At 41.3% G+C, this 17,430-nt stretch carries 6 protein-coding genes and 3 pseudogenes; 8 read left to right on the forward strand and 1 reads right to left on the reverse strand.

Annotation, left to right across the window (positions count from 1 at the left end):
- The first annotated feature begins 24 nt into the window (after window positions 1-24).
- The 5 genes from H540_RS0126280 (at window position 25) to H540_RS30975 (ending at window position 7,159) form a co-directional block, all read left to right on the forward strand.
- The gene (locus H540_RS0126280; protein ID WP_028403106.1) at window positions 25-1,386 is read left to right on the forward strand and encodes an FAD-binding oxidoreductase; all 1,362 of its coding nucleotides are present in this window, start codon (window positions 25-27) and stop codon (window positions 1,384-1,386) included.
- 31 nt (window positions 1,387-1,417) lie between these two features.
- Entirely contained in the window at window positions 1,418-2,542 is a 1,125-nt protein-coding gene (gene hppD / locus H540_RS0126285) for a 4-hydroxyphenylpyruvate dioxygenase (RefSeq protein WP_028403107.1), read from the forward strand.
- A gap of 18 nt (window positions 2,543-2,560) precedes the next feature.
- On the forward strand, window positions 2,561-3,742 hold the full coding sequence (locus H540_RS0126290) for an aminotransferase-like domain-containing protein (protein ID WP_051317288.1): 1,182 nt from the start codon (window positions 2,561-2,563) through the stop codon (window positions 3,740-3,742).
- Between the two features lie 43 nt (window positions 3,743-3,785).
- Window positions 3,786-4,505 (forward strand): thioesterase II family protein, encoded by a 720-nt coding sequence (locus H540_RS0126295; protein WP_028403109.1) that lies wholly within the window; start codon window positions 3,786-3,788, stop codon window positions 4,503-4,505.
- A gap of 167 nt (window positions 4,506-4,672) precedes the next feature.
- Window positions 4,673-7,159 carry a non-ribosomal peptide synthetase gene (locus H540_RS30975; RefSeq protein WP_051317289.1) on the forward strand — a complete coding sequence of 829 codons (2,487 nt, stop codon included), beginning with the start codon at window positions 4,673-4,675 and terminating at the stop codon, window positions 7,157-7,159.
- On the opposite strand, the gene H540_RS35015 is transcribed toward H540_RS30975, so the two are convergent.
- Window positions 7,150-7,299, reverse strand: coding sequence for a hypothetical protein (locus tag H540_RS35015; protein ID WP_245592365.1), 150 nt, complete (start codon window positions 7,297-7,299; stop codon window positions 7,150-7,152). The genes H540_RS30975 and H540_RS35015 overlap by 10 nt on opposite strands.
- Between H540_RS35015 and H540_RS35775 the strand changes: the two are divergent.
- The 3 pseudogenes from H540_RS35775 to H540_RS35785 form a co-directional block, all read left to right on the forward strand.
- Window positions 7,281-11,762, forward strand: a pseudogene (locus H540_RS35775) (non-ribosomal peptide synthetase); the annotation flags it as partial. The gene H540_RS35015 and the pseudogene H540_RS35775 sit on opposite strands and share 19 nt — an antisense overlap.
- A 141-nt stretch (window positions 11,763-11,903) precedes the next feature.
- Window positions 11,904-13,265: pseudogene (locus H540_RS35780) on the forward strand (amino acid adenylation domain-containing protein); the annotation flags it as partial.
- Between the two features lie 108 nt (window positions 13,266-13,373).
- Window positions 13,374-17,300, forward strand: a pseudogene (locus H540_RS35785) (non-ribosomal peptide synthetase); the annotation flags it as partial.
- Window positions 17,301-17,430: the final 130 nt, after the last annotated feature.

Consider the following 17,430-nt stretch of genomic DNA (forward strand, 5'->3'; position numbering starts at 1 on the left):
TGTAACCGGAGGAGAATATAAGAGATGTTAGAAGATCTAATGAAAATCATACGTGACCCTAAACGAATCAGCACTAGTGTGGCTATTCGTCAGCAACACAGCCAGGATCTTACCTCTTATCATGCACAGCATTTGCCTGATGTGGTTCTTTACCCTAGGGATAAAGAAGAATTAAGAGAGATTGTAGCTTATGCCAATCGTATAGGCTGTCCTATCGTACCTTTTGGATTGGGAACAAGTGTAGAAGGGCAAGTGGTTCCCATCCAAGGAGGGATAAGCTTAGATTTCACCCACATGAGCCGAATCTTAGAGATTAGAGAAGAAGATTTTGCTGTACGGGTAGAACCGGGTGTGACGCGAGTACAACTAAATCAAGAACTGAAGAAATATGGCCTCTTCTTTCCAATCGATCCGGGGGTGGATGCAACATTGGGAGGCATGGCAGCTACCAATGCCAGCGGCTGTAGTGCAGTCCGTTATGGGACGACGAGAGAACAAATTTTAGGAATGGAAGCCATCTTAGCGGATGGCTCACTCATTCACACTGGAAGCTTGGCCAAAAAATCTTCAGCAGGCTATAACTTAACCCATCTACTAACGGGATCAGAAGGAACGCTCGCAGTATTTACGGAGCTCACTTTGCGCGTATATGGGCTACCAGAGGCATTTCTTTATGCAAAAGTGGTTTTTCCTGATTTACAAAAAGCTTGTAAGGCTGCGAACCGAATGCTATATCGTTCGATTCAACCCAGTAAGATCGAGTTAGTAGATGAATATACGATTCAGGCGATCAATTCATACAAACAGACGAAATATGAGGCAAAACCTACTTTATTTTTAGAGTTAAGCGGATGGAAAAGCACTGTTCTTGATGAATGGGATCGAGTCAAAGAAATAATACAAGATGAGAGCGCTAGTGAATGGAACTATACGTTTGATGAGGAATTTGGTGATCAGCTGTGGGATGCCAGGCGACATGCGGCCCTTGCCATAGCAGCATCTGCACCAGAGAAGAAACTGATGACAACGGATGTATGTGTTCCCTTATCAATTTTGCCAGAAGCAGTAATCTTTGCTAGGGGAGTGATGCAAGCGGAAGACCTGCAAGGTGCTATTCTTGGACATATTGGTGATGGTAATTATCATGCGGTATTTCCGATTGATATGTCTCTTCCAGAGGAAGTGGCGAAAGCGGAAAAAGTAAATGAACTGATTGTTCGCTTTGCACTAGAGCGTGGGGGAACTTGTACTGGAGAACACGGTGTTGGACTTGGGAAAAAAAGCTATCTAACAGAAGAGCATGGAGATGCTGTGTTATGGATGAAAAAAATAAAAGAAGTGCTTGATCCGAACAATATTTTAAATCCAGGGAAGATCTTTCAATGAGAAAAAATAAACAGTGTGGAGGAGGAGAAATATGAGTACTACAAAGCTAGAGTTGAAACCAGAGCAGTTTGTGAGTGATGTATTTCCTATCGAGGATATAGATTATGTGGAAATTTTAGTGGGGAATGCAAGACAAGCAGTCTTCTATTATAGTAAGTTATTTGGCTTTCGAATCGCTGCCTATAAAGGGCTAGAAACGGGTTCACGTGATGTTTGTTCCTATTTGTTGCAGCAGGGTGAAATTAATCTCGTACTTACTTCTGCATATGAACCAGAACATCCAATAGCAAAGTTTGTTCATATACATGGGGACGGTGTAAAAGATATTGCCTTCCGTGTCAAACAGATCGATAAGCTCTATCAAACTGCGATTGAAAATGGTGGAATTCCACTCCAACCGCCACAAATGATGGAAGATGAGTATGGAAAAGTGAAAATTGCACGGATTGGTACTTATGGGGACATGGTTCATACGTTGGTGGAACGTACTGAATATACGGGATTATTTTTACCTGGCTTTGAAGAAGTAGATCAAAGCGTTTCTTCCTATGATACATGCTTAACTCGCTTTGACCATCTTGCCATCAATGTAGAAAACATGGACAAATGGGTTAAGTATTATGAAAAAATATTTGGTTTTCATTTATTAAATTCATTTGATAAAGACGAAGTAAGCTCTGATACTTCCTCTTTGATGACAAAGGCGATGCAAAATGATACTGAACGAGTGAAATTTCCAATCGTAGAACCTGCACCAGGTAAAAAGAAATCCCAAGTGCGTGAGTTTATTGATTACAACCGAGGAGAAGGGGTAGGGCATATCGCGCTTGCAACAGACGATATTATCAAGTCTGTAGAGAACTTAGAAAAAAATGGACTGAAATTCCTCTATACGCCTGATGCTTATTATGAATTGTTGCCTGAACGTGTTGGCGAGATTGATGAATCCGTCGATATGTTGAATCAACTTAATATTTTGGTTGATCGGGATGAAGAAGGTTATCTCTTGCAGATTTTTGCTCATCCAATGGAAGATCGTCCAACTCTCTTCTTTGAGGTGATTCAACGAAAAGGTTCAAGAGGTTTTGGGAATGGAAATATTCGAGCTTTATTTGAAGCAGTAGAGCGTGAGCAATTAAAAAGAGGAAATTTATAAAAATAGGGAGAGATTCATGTGACTCAGCAGTTAGCAACTTGGACACAATTTACGAAGCGTTCTGCATTACAAGATATGCTTGAGCTAACAAGTGGTCCGGAGTATATCTCTTTTGGTTTGGGATTACCCAATGCAGAGTATTTTCCGGCGGAACATCTGGCACGTTCAGCCAATGAAGTGTTACTCCAACAATCGAAGCTTCTACAGTATGCTCCTCCGACTGAACTGTTGAAGCAGCAAATTCAACTGTTGATGAGTCAACGTGGTGTCCAATGTAGTACATCACAAATCTTTCTCACTGCAGGGGCGCAGCAAGGAATTAATTTATTGGCACGGCTCTTACTTGATCCTGGCAAGACTGTGTTATCCGAAGAAGTAACCTATACTGGGTTTCTGCAAGTGTTAGAACCTTTTCAATCCCGGATGTTAACTGTGCCAACTGATCCGGTAAAGGGGATTGATGTGGAACAGGTAGAAAAGGTATTGCAGACAGAAGAACGTCCGGCTTGTATGTATGTGGTTCCTAATGGTCATAATCCACTCAGTTATACATTGAATAGAGAAAAACGCCAAAGGTTGGCTCAACTGGCAGCGGAATATGAAGTGCCCATTATCGAGGACGATCCATATGGTTTTTTAACATATGAAGATACTGAGATTCCAGCGATCAAGTCCTTTCAATCCGATTGGGTATTTTATGTTGGATCATTTTCCAAGATTCTTGCACCTGGTTTGAGATTGGGATGGATCATTGCGAACGAGGAAGTCATTGAAAAGCTGTCGATTGTTAAGGAAGCAACTGATATTAATACCTCAACGCTAACTCAACAGATTGCCGCTAACTTTCTGCAAAAAGACGAGTTTGCTAATCATCTTCTTCGTTTACGCCAGGAATACCGTTCACGGAGAAATTGTATGTTAGAACATTTATCTGCCCAACTGGGGGAGCTTGGATCATGGACGGCTCCTGCAAGCGGGATGTTTATCTGGGTTCGTTTTCCTGAATATATCAACACGATGGAACTATTCAGAGAATCGATCTCTACAGAGAAAGTGACCTTTTTCCCTGGCAATGTCTTTGCCGTGAATCAAAAACAAATTGCTTCTTCATCAATCCGTTTGAATTTTTCATTTAACAATCATGACAAGATTGAAGAAGGGATTACTCGTTTATCCCGATTGGTGAAAAGGCATATCTAGAAAAAATGATTAGTAATCTTGTCCAAATAGGAAGTGACTGAACATGGAGCGGAAAATAAGGCTTTATTGCTTTCCTTCTGCTGGGGGAACAGCACAAATCTATCATAGTTGGTCTAAGTATGTGGATGCAGCTATCGAACTCGTTCCAATTGAGCTTTCGGGGCGAGGGAAGCGGTTCACTCAGCCTTTATTAACTAATTTAGCAGATATGGTAGAAGATGTATTTTCAATGATTCAGCATGACATTGATCAAAAGCCTTATATGATGTTTGGCCATAGTATGGGGAGTTTGATTGCATATGAACTTTCAAAAAAGTTAATGCAAAATGGAAATCAAAGTCCATCGCATATTTTTTTCTCAGGGAGATCTAGTCCGAATCAGCCGACGAAAAAAATGCGATATCAATTGTCTGATGAGGAGTTAAAGAAAGAGATTTTGCAATTTGGAGGAACTCCTAAGGAATTATTAAATGATCCAGGTTTTATCAGCTTGTTTCTACCAATCATCCGGGCTGATATAAAAGCGGTAGAAACTTATCCAACAGAAGATGAAATAATTCCGTTAAACTGCGATATATCAATATTGAACGGAGAACAGGATCATTTGGTTACCAATCTAGAAGAATGGAATCGATATACAACCAAAAAAATTGATTATCAATTTTTTAAAGGAGGTCACTTCTACCTTAATGATTGTGCAAAAGAAGTGGTGGATATAGTGAATCAAAAAGCGCATGAATATGTAGGTATAAATATGATTTGACAGTCTGTATGAATCATTAGCTTTGAGGTTGGGAGATTACCTGCCGTACCGAAACAGTAGCAATTTACTACAGGTAATTCTCTCAGCTTCCCTGCTTATTTTCATCGTGGCTGGCAATGTCATGATTATAAAAATTCTATACGAAACCCGATCGGAGGAGAGAGATTATGTTAACGAAATGCCAATACCAGTCATTTCGTTTTTCAAATGAGCTTGTTGATAAGCTTATTTCGTTTAGCCATAAAGAACAAATAGAGATTCAAGTTACTTTGTTGGCGACTTGGGTCAGCTTATTCTATCGATATACGGGACTGGAACAGGTTATTGTTGGAATTGAGATGGAAGGACATCAGGGCAAGGTGATTCCGTTATCCATTGATTTTCCAGAGATGAATTCTTTTCGTGACCAAGTCAAAGTGATTCATAAGTTGTTACAAAAGCAACTGGATGGATCAACTTCTTTACAAGCAAATGAAATGAGCATAATTGAACCAGACGTTCTTCATGCTGGATTTTTTATGCGGGATGAAGCTGCTTCTGCGTTTACTGGTTCCACTCTTACTTCTCTTGGCAATCTACGAGAAGAAAAAATAGTTACGCTAGAAATTGTGCGAACTGGGACAGAATGGACAGCATCGTTACTCTATCATGAAGATTCTTTTGAAGAAACCGCGATTACACGCATGTTAGGACACTTGCAACAGTTATTCGTAGGTTATATGGACCAACCACAAGCCAAAATCGACAAAATTCCACTGCTTACCGAGCAAGAATTTACGCAGATGCTATTTGAATGGAACAGTGCAAGTACGAAGCCGGCACAAAATCCATGCATTCCACATTGGTTTGAAGCACAAGTAAAGCGGACTCCAGATGCAGTAGCTGTCGTTTATGGTAAAGAAAGGCTAACGTATGCTGAACTGGATCAACGCGCGAACCAAGTAGCAAATTATTTATTACAAAAAGAGATTGGTTCTGAGGCCCTGATTGGGGTTCATATGAATCGATCGATTGACATGGCGGTCGCAATCTTAGGGATTTTGAAGGCTGGGGGGGCCTATGTTCCATTGGATCCTACATATGCGACGGAGCGGCTTTCCTATATTTTAGAAGATACGAAAGCTCCAGTACTATTAACACAAGAGTCATTGGCAGCATCTTTTGTTGGGCATGAAATAGAAGTTGTTTACATGGATCGAGATTGGGATGCAATTATGGAGGCAGGTAGCCATACTCCTCGTACTTTGGTTCCTATTACAGGAAATCATTTGGCGTATGTTGTTTATACTTCCGGCTCTACTGGTAAGCCGAAGGGAGTTGCTGTAGAGCATGGCAGTGTCATCGCTCTCATTCAATGGGCCCAAGAAGTATATACAGCGGAGGAAATCGCTGGTGTATTAGGTTCTACTTCAATCAATTTTGATCTATCTGTTTTTGAAATGTTTGTCACCTGGAGTATGGGCGGAAAATTGATTTTAGCTGAGAATGCCTTACAGCTCCCTCATCTGCCAGCAGCTAGTGAGGTAACATTAATCAATACAGTACCTTCAGCAATCAGAGAATTGGTGAGGATGAAGGGAATTCCTGCTACAGTGCGTACGGTGAATTTATGTGGTGAACCATTAAAGCGTGCACTTGTTGAACAAATCTATGAAGTAGAAACGGTTGAGAAGGTAATCAATCTATATGGGCCTTCAGAAGATACAACGTATTCTACATACATTTGTGTAGAACGAGGGCTGGATCTACCTGTTTTTATCGGTCGTCCAATTCATAATACACAAGCTTATGTACTGGATCAACACTTGCAGCCTGTTCCGATTGGAGTGCCAGGAGAGTTGTATTTGGGTGGAGCTGGCTTAGCGCGTGGATATTTAAATCGAGAAGAACTTACGAAAGAAAAATTTATTCCCAATGTATTTAGCGACCAACCAAATGAACGATTATATCGTACAGGTGACTTGGTTCGATATGTGGAAGATGGCAACCTAGAGTACTTGGGTCGAATGGATCACCAAGTAAAAATAAGAGGATTTCGGGTTGAGCTAGGGGATATTGAATCAACTTTAATGAAACATCCTGATGTGTATGAAGCCGTAGTAGTTGTTAAGGAATTTAACTCGACTGATGTACGATTAGTCGCATACTTTACGACGCAAAGCGAAATAGAATTTGATAAGTCGGAATATTCGAAAATCATAAGGGGTTTAAGGGTGTATTTACAGCAAAAACTACCTGAATATATGGTTCCGTCAATTTTTATGCCACTCGAACAAATCCCATTAACGGCTAATGGAAAAATCGATCGTCAAGCCCTACCTCAGCCAGAGATTATGCAAGGATCTTATGTTGCTCCACGAAATGAAATTGAAGAGAAATTGGTCATGATTTGGTGTGACATTTTACAGTTAGAATCTGTGGGAGTAGCGGATCATTTCTTGGATGTAGGTGGTCAATCGATTTTAGCAGCACAAATCCTTGTGAGGATGCGTTCGGAGTTTCAAGTTGATTTGACTCAGAGAAAGGTATTTGAAGCAACAACTATTGCCGAGCAGGCACAAGTAATTACAGAAGCACAGAAGCAAGGAATGATCAAAACAACTTCTAATATCATCGCCCCTCGAAAACGAGTGGCGCGTAATCTTCAAGGATAAGGAGTAGCAAAAAATGAGCGAACAAAACCAACAAATGAAACAGCAGGATGTAACGGATCCTGAACAATATTATGTTTTTCCAGCATCGTATGCCCAACAAAGCCAATGGTTTTTCTATGAAATGGCTCCTGATAGTCCATTATACAATCTACCGTATCTGATTCATATGCAAGGTACTTTAGATAGAAATGCATTGGAAAAAAGTCTGCAGGTCATTGTTAATCGGCATGAATCACTTAGAACTTCATTTCGTATGGAACAGAATCAACTGGTTCAAGTGATTGCTCCCGAACGAACGATTTCTCTGCCAGTCGCTCTCATCGATCCTTCATCCGGCATTGATCAAGAAAGTTGGATTCAAGAATGGGCTAGGGCAGAATCCAGCCGGTTGTTTGATTTACAAAACGATTCTTTGCTTCGTGGATACCTCCTGCAAGTATCAGAGGATGAGCATTTCTTAGTAATTACCATGCATCATAGTATTACAGATGGCTGGTCAATGGCTATTTTTATAAAAGAATGGCTGGAATTGTATCGTGATTTTGTTGAAAACCAACCTATGAGTATATCTGAACCATCGATTCAATATGCAGATTTTGCAGAATGGCAAAGAGATAGATTTGAGTCAGGTGAAATGGCCGATCAGATCGCTTACTGGAAGCAGCAATTGCAAGGCAGCCCAGCAATCTTGCAATTGCCAACAGATAGACCTCGACCAGCAGTGCAATCCTATCGAGGAGCTTCTTATTTCTTTTCTATTTGTCAGGAGCTGACAGAGACCGTATCAAGTTTTAGTAAAGATGAAGGTGTTACGTTATTCATGACTTTATTCGCGGCGTATCAAACGCTGCTGTATCGCTACTCAGGGCAGGATGATCTCGTGGTTGGGACTCCAATCGCCAACCGTAATCAAGCTGGAATGGAAGATTTGATTGGTTTTGTGGCTAATACGTTAGCGCTGCGGAGCCAAATTGGAGAAGGGTGGTCATTTAGACAATTAGTGAATCATATTCGTCATGTGACGTTAGATGCATACGATCATCAAGATGTCCCGTTGGACAAAGTGGTCGATGAATTGCAGGTTGAGCGGAGTGTGGCACATCCACCTCTATTTCAAGTGATGTTTGTCCTACAAAATACTCCTGTTACGGCATGGGAATTCCCAGGTGTTACCTGCACCCCGGTTCCACTTCATAATCACACGGCGAAGTTTGATTTGACTTTGACCATAGTAGAAGAGGCGAATGGATTAGCATGCTCTTTTGAATATAATACAGATTTATATCATAAAGAAACAATTCAGCGTATGGCTCGTCATTTTGAACAATTGCTTCAGCATGGAACGGAAACTCCAGATCAATTGCTAACTTGTTTACAGATGGTCACAGCGGAGGAAAAAGCACAAGACATCGCCCAAATGAAGCAAAATACGCGTTGTTTTGATACAGAACATGCGATTCATCAATTATTTGAACAACAAGTGGCCAGTACCCCTCATGCAGTTGCTGTTGTCTGTGAGGAAAAACAATATACCTATCAAGAACTCAATGAAAGAGCGAATCAATTGGCCCATGAGTTGGTACAACGAGGGATAAATGCAGATTCCCTTGTGGGGATTTGTGTGGAACGTTCTTTGGATATGATTGTTGCGATTATAGGTACTTTAAAAGCAGGGGGAGCTTACGTTCCACTAGATCCGAAAATTCCATCTGATCGATTACAATTTATCTTAGAGGATTCACAGGTCAAAGTATTATTGACCCAGAGCGAAGTGAGTCAAAGTTTTCCCTCGCTGGCAGTGACACAGGTTCATCTTGATACGGATTGGGAGAAGATTAGTCAGCAAAGCAAGTGTAATCTAGAGCTGCCGGTGTCTGCACGCCAATTAGCCTATGTCATCTACACTTCAGGGACAACAGGTAAGCCTAAAGGCGTATTGGTAGACCATGGAAATGTAACGCGCCTGTTTACCGCTACGGGAGATTGGTATGATTTTACAGAACATGATGTGTGGACACTTTATCATTCGTATGCATTTGATTTTTCAGTGTGGGAGATCTGGGGAGCTCTGTTGTACGGTGGAAAATTAGTTGTTGTTCCATTCTGGATCAGTCGTTCACCGGAAGATTTTTATCAATTACTTCAACGGGAACAGGTGACAATATTAAACCAAACGCCATCCGCTTTCCGACAATTGATTGAAATGGCCAAAACAGATCCATCGGGCCGGAAGTTAGCATTACGCTATGTAATCTTTGGTGGTGAAGCACTAGAACTGCAGTGCCTGCGCCCTTGGTTTGAGTTATATGGGGATCAAACGCCGCAGCTGGTTAATATGTACGGGATCACTGAAACCACGGTCCATGTTACCTATCGTCCGATTACCTCAGCGGATCTTGAAGCAGGAAAAGGAAGTGTAATTGGTATCCCGATTCCTGATTTACAAGTTTACGTATTGGATAAGCATTTACAGTCTGTACCGACGGGTGTAGTAGGTGAAATGTATGTAAGTGGAGCAGGTGTCACACGTGGGTACTTGCTGCGACCTGAGTTAACAGCAGAGCGATTTATCACTAATGAAGCTGGGGATCGGCTATATAAGACAGGGGATTTAGCCCGTTACTTGCCTGGGGGTGAGCTAGAATACCATGGACGAATTGATCATCAAGTGAAAATTCGCGGTTTCCGGATCGAGCTGGGAGAAATTGAGTCGACCTTGGTACAACATCCAAGTATTCGTGAGACAGTTGCAACAGTGAAAGAGGATAAACAGGCTGGGAAACGGATAGTAGCTTATGTGGTATTAGAAAAGGATGAATCATCTGATCTGACGGATAGTCTGCGTAGTTATTTACATGAGCGATTGCCTGATTATATGATTCCAGCGGCCTTTGTCGAAGTAAGCATTATCCCACTCAACCATAATGGAAAAGTGGATTATCCTGCTTTACCAGCACCTAATTTTACGAATGCTTCAAGAATCCACGTTGCTCCTCGCACTGATATAGAAGAGAAATTAGTTTTGATCTGGGAGCATGTGCTACAGGTTCAAACGGTTGGAGTAGATGATAATTTCTTTGAAGTAGGTGGAGACTCAATTTTAAGCATTCGAATTTTGGGTGAAGTACGTAAACTGGGTTATCCATTGACGGTGCAAGATCTATTCCGTTTCCAGACAATTAGAGAATTGGCTCAGATGATTGAAGATTCCAAAGTTACTGAAGATCATCTACCTGTAACTGCGCCATTCCAGCTGATTACGGATGAGGATCGCACCAGTTTGCCTTCGGGGGTTGTTGATGCATATCCGCTGACCAAACTCCAAGAGGGGATGCTATTTCACAGTAATTATCATCAAGATTCCATGACTTATCTCAATGTTTCTTCGTACCATCTAAAGGCTCTATTCCATCCACAAGCATGGGAGCAAGCAGTTGCTAGTTTAATGAACGATCATCCAGTATTACGGACATCGTTTGATTTAACCAGCTATAGCCAGCCTTTACAGTTGGTACATGAAAATGTGGCCATTCCTTTTGAAGTGATTGATCTACGTCATTTGTCTTCATCGCAACAAGAAAAATGGTTGGCCGACTGGAAGGAAAAGAAAGAAATTGCTTATTTTGATTGGACAAATGCTCCGTTGTTTAAAATCGTTATTCATCTTCGTACTAAGGATACATTTCAGTTCACCTGTATTGAACACCATGCGATTTTAGATGGATGGAGTGTGGCATCCTTATTTGCTGAGGTATTCCGCCTTTATGTTACTTTCATGAATCACGAGGAGAAAAATTGGCAGGCACCACAAGCCGAATTCCGTGATTATGTTGCTATGGAAGGAGAGGCATTGCAGTCTGAGGAACACCAACGATTTTGGAAAGAACAATTATCATCATACTCATTCCATGAGATTCCTCGTTGGCATAATTCTAAAACGGAGCAGCAACACCAAGTACGTGAAAAGAGAGTTGAGATTCCGGTAGCTGTATCTGACTCGTTAAAACAGCTTGCTAGTCAGATGAAAGTACCATTGAAAAGCATTTTGCTTGCTGCTCATTTCCGTGTGCTACAGATGGTGAACGGACAGTCGGAGGTCATTACGGGTGTGCCGTTCAATGGACGAACGGAAGGTCATGATGGCGAAAGAACGCTGGGGCTTTTTCTCAATGCGTTGCCGTTTGGGGTTAAATTGTCCGGTGAAACTTGGACTGATTTCATCTATCAAATTTTTAAACAAGAACAATCCTATTTACAATATCGCCGTTATCCTTTGGCACAAATTCAGCAAGACTTGGGTGGGAAACCATTATATGAAGTAATTTTTAACTTTACCCATTTCCATGTGCTTGATTCATTACAGGAATTGGATGATTTCCAAGTACTGGAGTTCACAGAGAGAACCTATAACAACTTTGCGTTGTCAACTGAGTTTATGTTAGATCAGTTAGATCATCTGCAATTTTTAATTCAATGGGATCAGACACAGTTCTGTGAAGAACAAATTGCTTTGATGTCCAGCTATTATCAGAAGGCATTGGAGTCTATCATCCAAAATTCTATGGCACGTTATGAAGAACAGGACTTATTGACGGAGGTGGAAAGAAATCAGATTGTAACTATATTTAACCAACCAGAGTCAGAGAATGAGTTGGCTGTATTACGATCCAAAACCATCCATCAATGGTTTGAGGAACAAGCAGCAAAAACTCCTGATCAAATCGCAGTTGTTTACGAAGGAAAACAACTGACTTACCAAGAGTTAAATGAAGAAGCAAATCGAATTGCCCATATGTTACGTGCAAAAGGGGTTGTACGAGAATCCATTGTAGGGATTATGGTGGAACGCTCAATTGAGATGGCTGTTGGGACGCTAGCCATTTTAAAAGCAGGGGGGACTTACCTGCCAATCGATCCAGAGTACCCGGCAGAGAGGATTGAATATTTACTTGAGGATAGTAAAGCATCCTTGCTATTAACAAAGCAAGAATGGATCGAGAGCTTCCAAGTCTTCCATTATACAGGTGAAGTCATTGATTTGTGTCATATATCAGGAGAGAATGGGAATCCGCATAATTTGGCAGATGTGAATGATCCATCAGATTTGGCGTATATCATTTATACATCGGGTTCGACAGGAAAGCCAAAAGGTGTGATGGTTGAGCATAGCAACGTGGTTCGACTCGTCATCAATCAAGACTTTATTGACTTTTTGCCAGGTTATCGTTTGCTGATGACAGGAAACTTTGCCTTTGATATCTCTACATTAGAAATTTGGGGATCACTATTAAATGGGTTAACTCTACATTTGCTAGATAAAGAGAAACTGCTTGATCCCAAAAAGCTCGAGCGTGAGTTAGTGGACAATCAAATTGACATCGTTCATCTAGTATCTCCTTTGTTTAGTCAATTGTCACAAGAGAATCCAGAGATGTTCTCCGCTGTACAGACGTTATTGGTAGGTGGAGATGTTGTATCCACAAGTCATGTGAATTTAGTAAGAAAACATTGTCCACAACTTAAGGTGATCCATTCTTATGGACCAACCGAAAATACGACGTTTTCTACAACATATCATGTGAATCGCGATTTTGATTCATCCCTTCCAATTGGTAAGCCACTGCGCCACTCGACGGCTTATGTCGTTGATCCAAAGACAGAATTACTGCGTCCGGTTGGAGTACCTGGTGAACTATGGGTTGGAGGAGAAGGTGTTGCGAGAGGATATTTCAATCAACCTGAAATGACGAAAGAGAAGTTTATTGAGAGCCCGTTCCAAACAGGCGAAAAAATATATAAAACAGGTGATCTAGTTCGATGGCTCCCTGATGGTACTCTGGAGTTTCTTGGACGAATCGATCAGCAGGTAAAAATCCGCGGTTATCGAGTAGAGGTTAGCGAGATCGAGTACAAATTATTACAACTAGAGAAAGTAAAAGAAGCCGTAGTCATCGCGAGAGAAGATCAACATGAGAAATACCTGTGTGCCTATGTGATTGGATCGGAACCATTATCTGTGTCTGAGCTGCGTGAGTATGTAGCTGAATCATTACCTGATTTTATGATTCCAAGCTATTTCATACAACTTGAACAAATCCCGCTGACAGCGCATGGCAAAGTGGATCGAAAACAATTACCAGCACCGCAAGATGGGGATTATCTTGAAGAGGAGTTTATCGCACCACGTAATGAGTGGGAAACCAAAATAGCTAAGGTATGGCAAAAAGTATTGGGCCTGGAACATGTTAGTATTCGAGAATCGTTCTTTTCATTGGGTGGCCATTCATTGAAAGCAACCATTCTTGTCAGTAAGTTGCGCCAAGAATTACAAGTGGAAATCGAGATTAAAGATATCTTTACGTATCAAACAGTGGAGAGATTAGCCCAGTTTGTGATGCAAGCGGAAAAACTGCAGCACCAGTCAATTCCAGTAGTCGAGCAACAGGAGTACTACATAGCATCTTCTGCACAGAGACGAATGTTTACTTTGGATAAGATTGTAGATAACAAACTGCTGTATAACATTCCTATTGCCATTCGGATCATGGGGAATTTAGATCAGAAGCGATTCCAAGAAAGTTGGAACATGTTGATAGAACGACATGAATCCTTACGCACCAGCTTCGAGCTAGTCAAGGGGGAAGTTGTGCAGAAGGTCCATCCGCCTGTTCCACGCACAGTCGATTTCATTCCAGTTTCATCTGAAGCTGAAGTGGGTTGGTTACAACAGCTGGTAAGCAAATCGTTTGACTTGAAACATGCTCCGCTCTTTCAAGCAACAGTTTTGGAACGTACGAAAAAGGATTTCATCCTGGTAATGAATATGCATCATATTATTTCGGATGAAGCCTCGATTGGAGTAATCCTTCGTGAGCTTATGGATTTATATGAAGGACGAGAGTTAAAGGAGCAAAGAATACAATATAAAGATTATGCATCCTGGCATAATCAGTTATTGCAATCAGAAACGATGAAGCAGCAAGAAAACTATTGGGTGAACCAATTTGCAGGAGAGATTCCAATTCTCCAATTGCCAACAGATTTCCAGCGTCCTACAGTAAAAAAATACGATGGGGATTCAGTATCGTTTGTTGTAGATTCTTCTGTGATTGCTGGTTTAAGGAAACTAACCGAATATACTGGTACGACGAACTATATGGTACTATTGGCAGCTTTTAAAGTGCTACTGGCAAAATATAGCCGCCAAGACGATGTGGTCATTGGCACGCCAATCGCTGGCCGAACACACGCAGATGTAGAGAATGTGGTTGGAATGCTTATTAATACCTTGGCTATTCGTACGAATCCTCGCAGTGATAAGACCTTTTTACAGTATGTAGAAGAGGTGAAATCGAAAGCATTAGAGGCGTATAGCCATCAGGATTACCCATTCGAGTATTTGGTTGATCAATTAAAAGTAAAAAGGGATCTCAGTAGAAATCCGTTATTTGATGTAATGTTTTCGATGGAGTACCCTGATATTCCACAAAGCAGCACATGTGAAATCAGTTTTATGCCTTATGAGACACCTTATCCGTTAGCTAAGTTCGATCTTAGTTTATATGCACAAGAAATCGATGAACAGCTCCAGTTTACTTTCCAATATTCAACTGGGTTGTTTACAAAAGAAACTATGGAACAGATGGCTTCGCACTACCAGCGAATTCTTCAATCCATCATAGCCCAGCCGGAGAAGAGCTTGGCGGGTATCGAAATGTTAACGGAAATAGAGAGACAACAGATTCTCTTCGACTTCAATAAAACTGAGGCAGTGGCGCCGACTGATCGGACCATTCATCAGTTATTCGAAGAACAGGTGCGTAAAACACCAAATAAGATCGCTGTTGTTCATCGTGAAGTTAGCTTAACATACCTTCAAGTAAATGAACGAGCTAATCAGTTGGCTTGGCAACTTCGTCACCAGGGTGTAACTGCCAATACAATCGTGGGACTGATGGTAGAGAGATCTGTTGAAGTGATTGTCGGAATTCTAGGAATCTTAAAAGCGGGCGGGGCTTATGTCCCAGTGGACCCGGAGCTCCCATCGGAACGAGTCAGCTATTTATTAGACAATAGCGGTGCACATGTGTTGATTACACAAACCGGGTTGCTAGATCAAGTCGATTACAAAGGTAAGGTTGTAGATATCCATGATCATTCGCTAACGAAACAGCCAAAAACGAATCCGGAGAGTGTGAATCAGCCAGATGATTTGATGTATGTAATTTATACATCCGGTAGCACGGGTAACCCAAAAGGCGTGATGCTTGAGCATCGGAGTATGGTCAATTACGTTACTTGGTTTACTGGGATGGCAAAGTTAACTGCTAATGATCGTACAATTCTACTTTCCTCATATGCATTTGACCTTGGCTATACTAGTTTGTATTCATCTATATTAAATAGATGTGAGCTTCATATTGCTGATAAAGATTTGGTACGAATTCCAGAAGCGTTATTAGCATACTTGAGTGATCATCAAATTAGTTTTATCAAAGGGACACCATCACTATTCCGCATGATGTTACATGCATCTTCCGGTCATTGGCGTAAAACATGTGAAACCTTGCGATTAGTGGTACTAGGTGGTGAACCGATGCATGCAGAGGAAATGAGAGGCTTCCTTCAAACGTATCCGTATGTTCAGGTAATTAATCATTATGGACCGACAGAAACCTGCGTTGGTGCAATTGCAGGATTTGTAGATCCAGAACAATTAGTAGATCGAAGCAATATACCTGTTGGAAAGCCGATTAACAATAATAAAGTATACGTTTTAGATTCAGAGCTTCAGGCTGTACCTGTAGGTGTACCTGGTGAATTGTTTATCTCAGGAGCAGGATTGGCGAGAGGCTACCTCCATCGGCCAGATCTGACTGAAGAGAGATTTATAACCAATCCTTTTGTGGATGGAGAGCGAATCTATCGTACCGGGGATATTGTACGGTTACTGCCAGATCGAAGAGTAGAATTCCTTGGTCGTGCTGATCATCAGGTGAAAATTCGAGGGTATCGGGTAGAACTTGAGGAAATCGAAAGCCATTTACTTCTTCACCCGTCGATTCATCAAGCGGCGGTCATCTGTAAGGATAGTCAATCGCTTATTGCCTATATCGTCACAGAGGAAGAACTTACACTTACCGCGCTACGAGATTATTTGGCAAAGAAAGTACCTGACTATATGATTCCAGCACAATTTGCGGTATTGGATCAGATCCCACTTACACAAAACGGGAAAGTTGACCGGCGCGCCTTACCTGAAGTCGAAGGAATAACAAGTTTGGAAGTGGAGCATACAACCCCATTGGATCAAGTAGAACAAGATTTAGTTCAGATCTGGGAGCAGGTGTTGGGGATTAAGGGTGTGGGAACGCATTATAACTTCTTTGATATTGGCGGAAACTCGATGTCATTGATCCAGATGCATAGTCTCATTGAACCAATGTATATAAATGTGACCGTGACGGATTTGTTTGCTTACCCATCGATTTCAAAATTAGCAGAGTATATTCGTCAAACTACATTTCAAGATCAAAAACCTAGCGTAGAAGCAATTCCATATCCTGAAGAATACTTTGCTATGGACAAAGGATTATCTGATGGTACATTGGATTTCACCATTGGGGGTGAAATGTTTGCATCCATACAAGGGATTGCCGAAAATATGCAGCTTCATCAATCTGAGTTAATGCTTGCTTTATTCCTCTATCTGCAAGCGGAGCTAACTGAGCAAGATCAAATAACGGTTCCAACGATTATGGATTGGAGCGATAAGGTCAATTTAGTAACCATCGATCTAAGTAAGATTGAACAGATTTCAGACCTGTTCAAAATCGTACAAACACAGTTAAAAGCAGCGGTCTCCCTGAACTATCCATTAATTGATCTAGGGTATATGAAAATAGTGAAGGATGAAAATGCTTTGCTCCCTGGATTTATGCGCAGAAGTGCTTCTGCTTTAGAAATGCGATTCGCAGAGAAGTGTGACTTGCTTCTTGTGCTCCATGAGCACCCGACGCATCTGTATGTGGAGTGTATGTACAATACTCGTTTAAACAAAGTGAAAATACTAGAAATGATGCAACAATATGTGCAAGTCGTCCAATCTTTGGTGGAGCAGCTTGCACCGAGTAACACGTAAGGGAAAAGTAATTTCGTACTTTACTTAATATATCAATACACACGATAAGGACTAAGACAGTTCTTTATGGATTGCCCGATCAGTGGGATAGGCAGGAAGTAAAGAGCTTGTCTAGTCACTTCGTTGTTGT

This window comes from Ectobacillus panaciterrae DSM 19096 (genome assembly GCF_000430785.1).
Classification (GTDB): domain Bacteria; phylum Bacillota; class Bacilli; order Bacillales; family Bacillaceae_G; genus Ectobacillus; species Ectobacillus panaciterrae.

Coding starts and splice junctions, on each gene's coding strand:
- hppD (WP_028403107.1), top strand. CDS start 1,418: ATGAGTACTACAAAGCTAGAGTTGAAACCAGAGCAGTTTGTGAGTGAT.
- H540_RS0126295 (WP_028403109.1), top strand. CDS start 3,786: ATGGAGCGGAAAATAAGGCTTTATTGCTTTCCTTCTGCTGGGGGAACA.
- H540_RS30975 (WP_051317289.1), top strand. CDS start 4,673: ATGTTAACGAAATGCCAATACCAGTCATTTCGTTTTTCAAATGAGCTT.
- H540_RS0126280 (WP_028403106.1), top strand. CDS start 25: ATGTTAGAAGATCTAATGAAAATCATACGTGACCCTAAACGAATCAGC.
- H540_RS35015 (WP_245592365.1), bottom strand. CDS start 7,299: ATGGACTATCAGGAGCCATTTCATAGAAAAACCATTGGCTTTGTTGGG.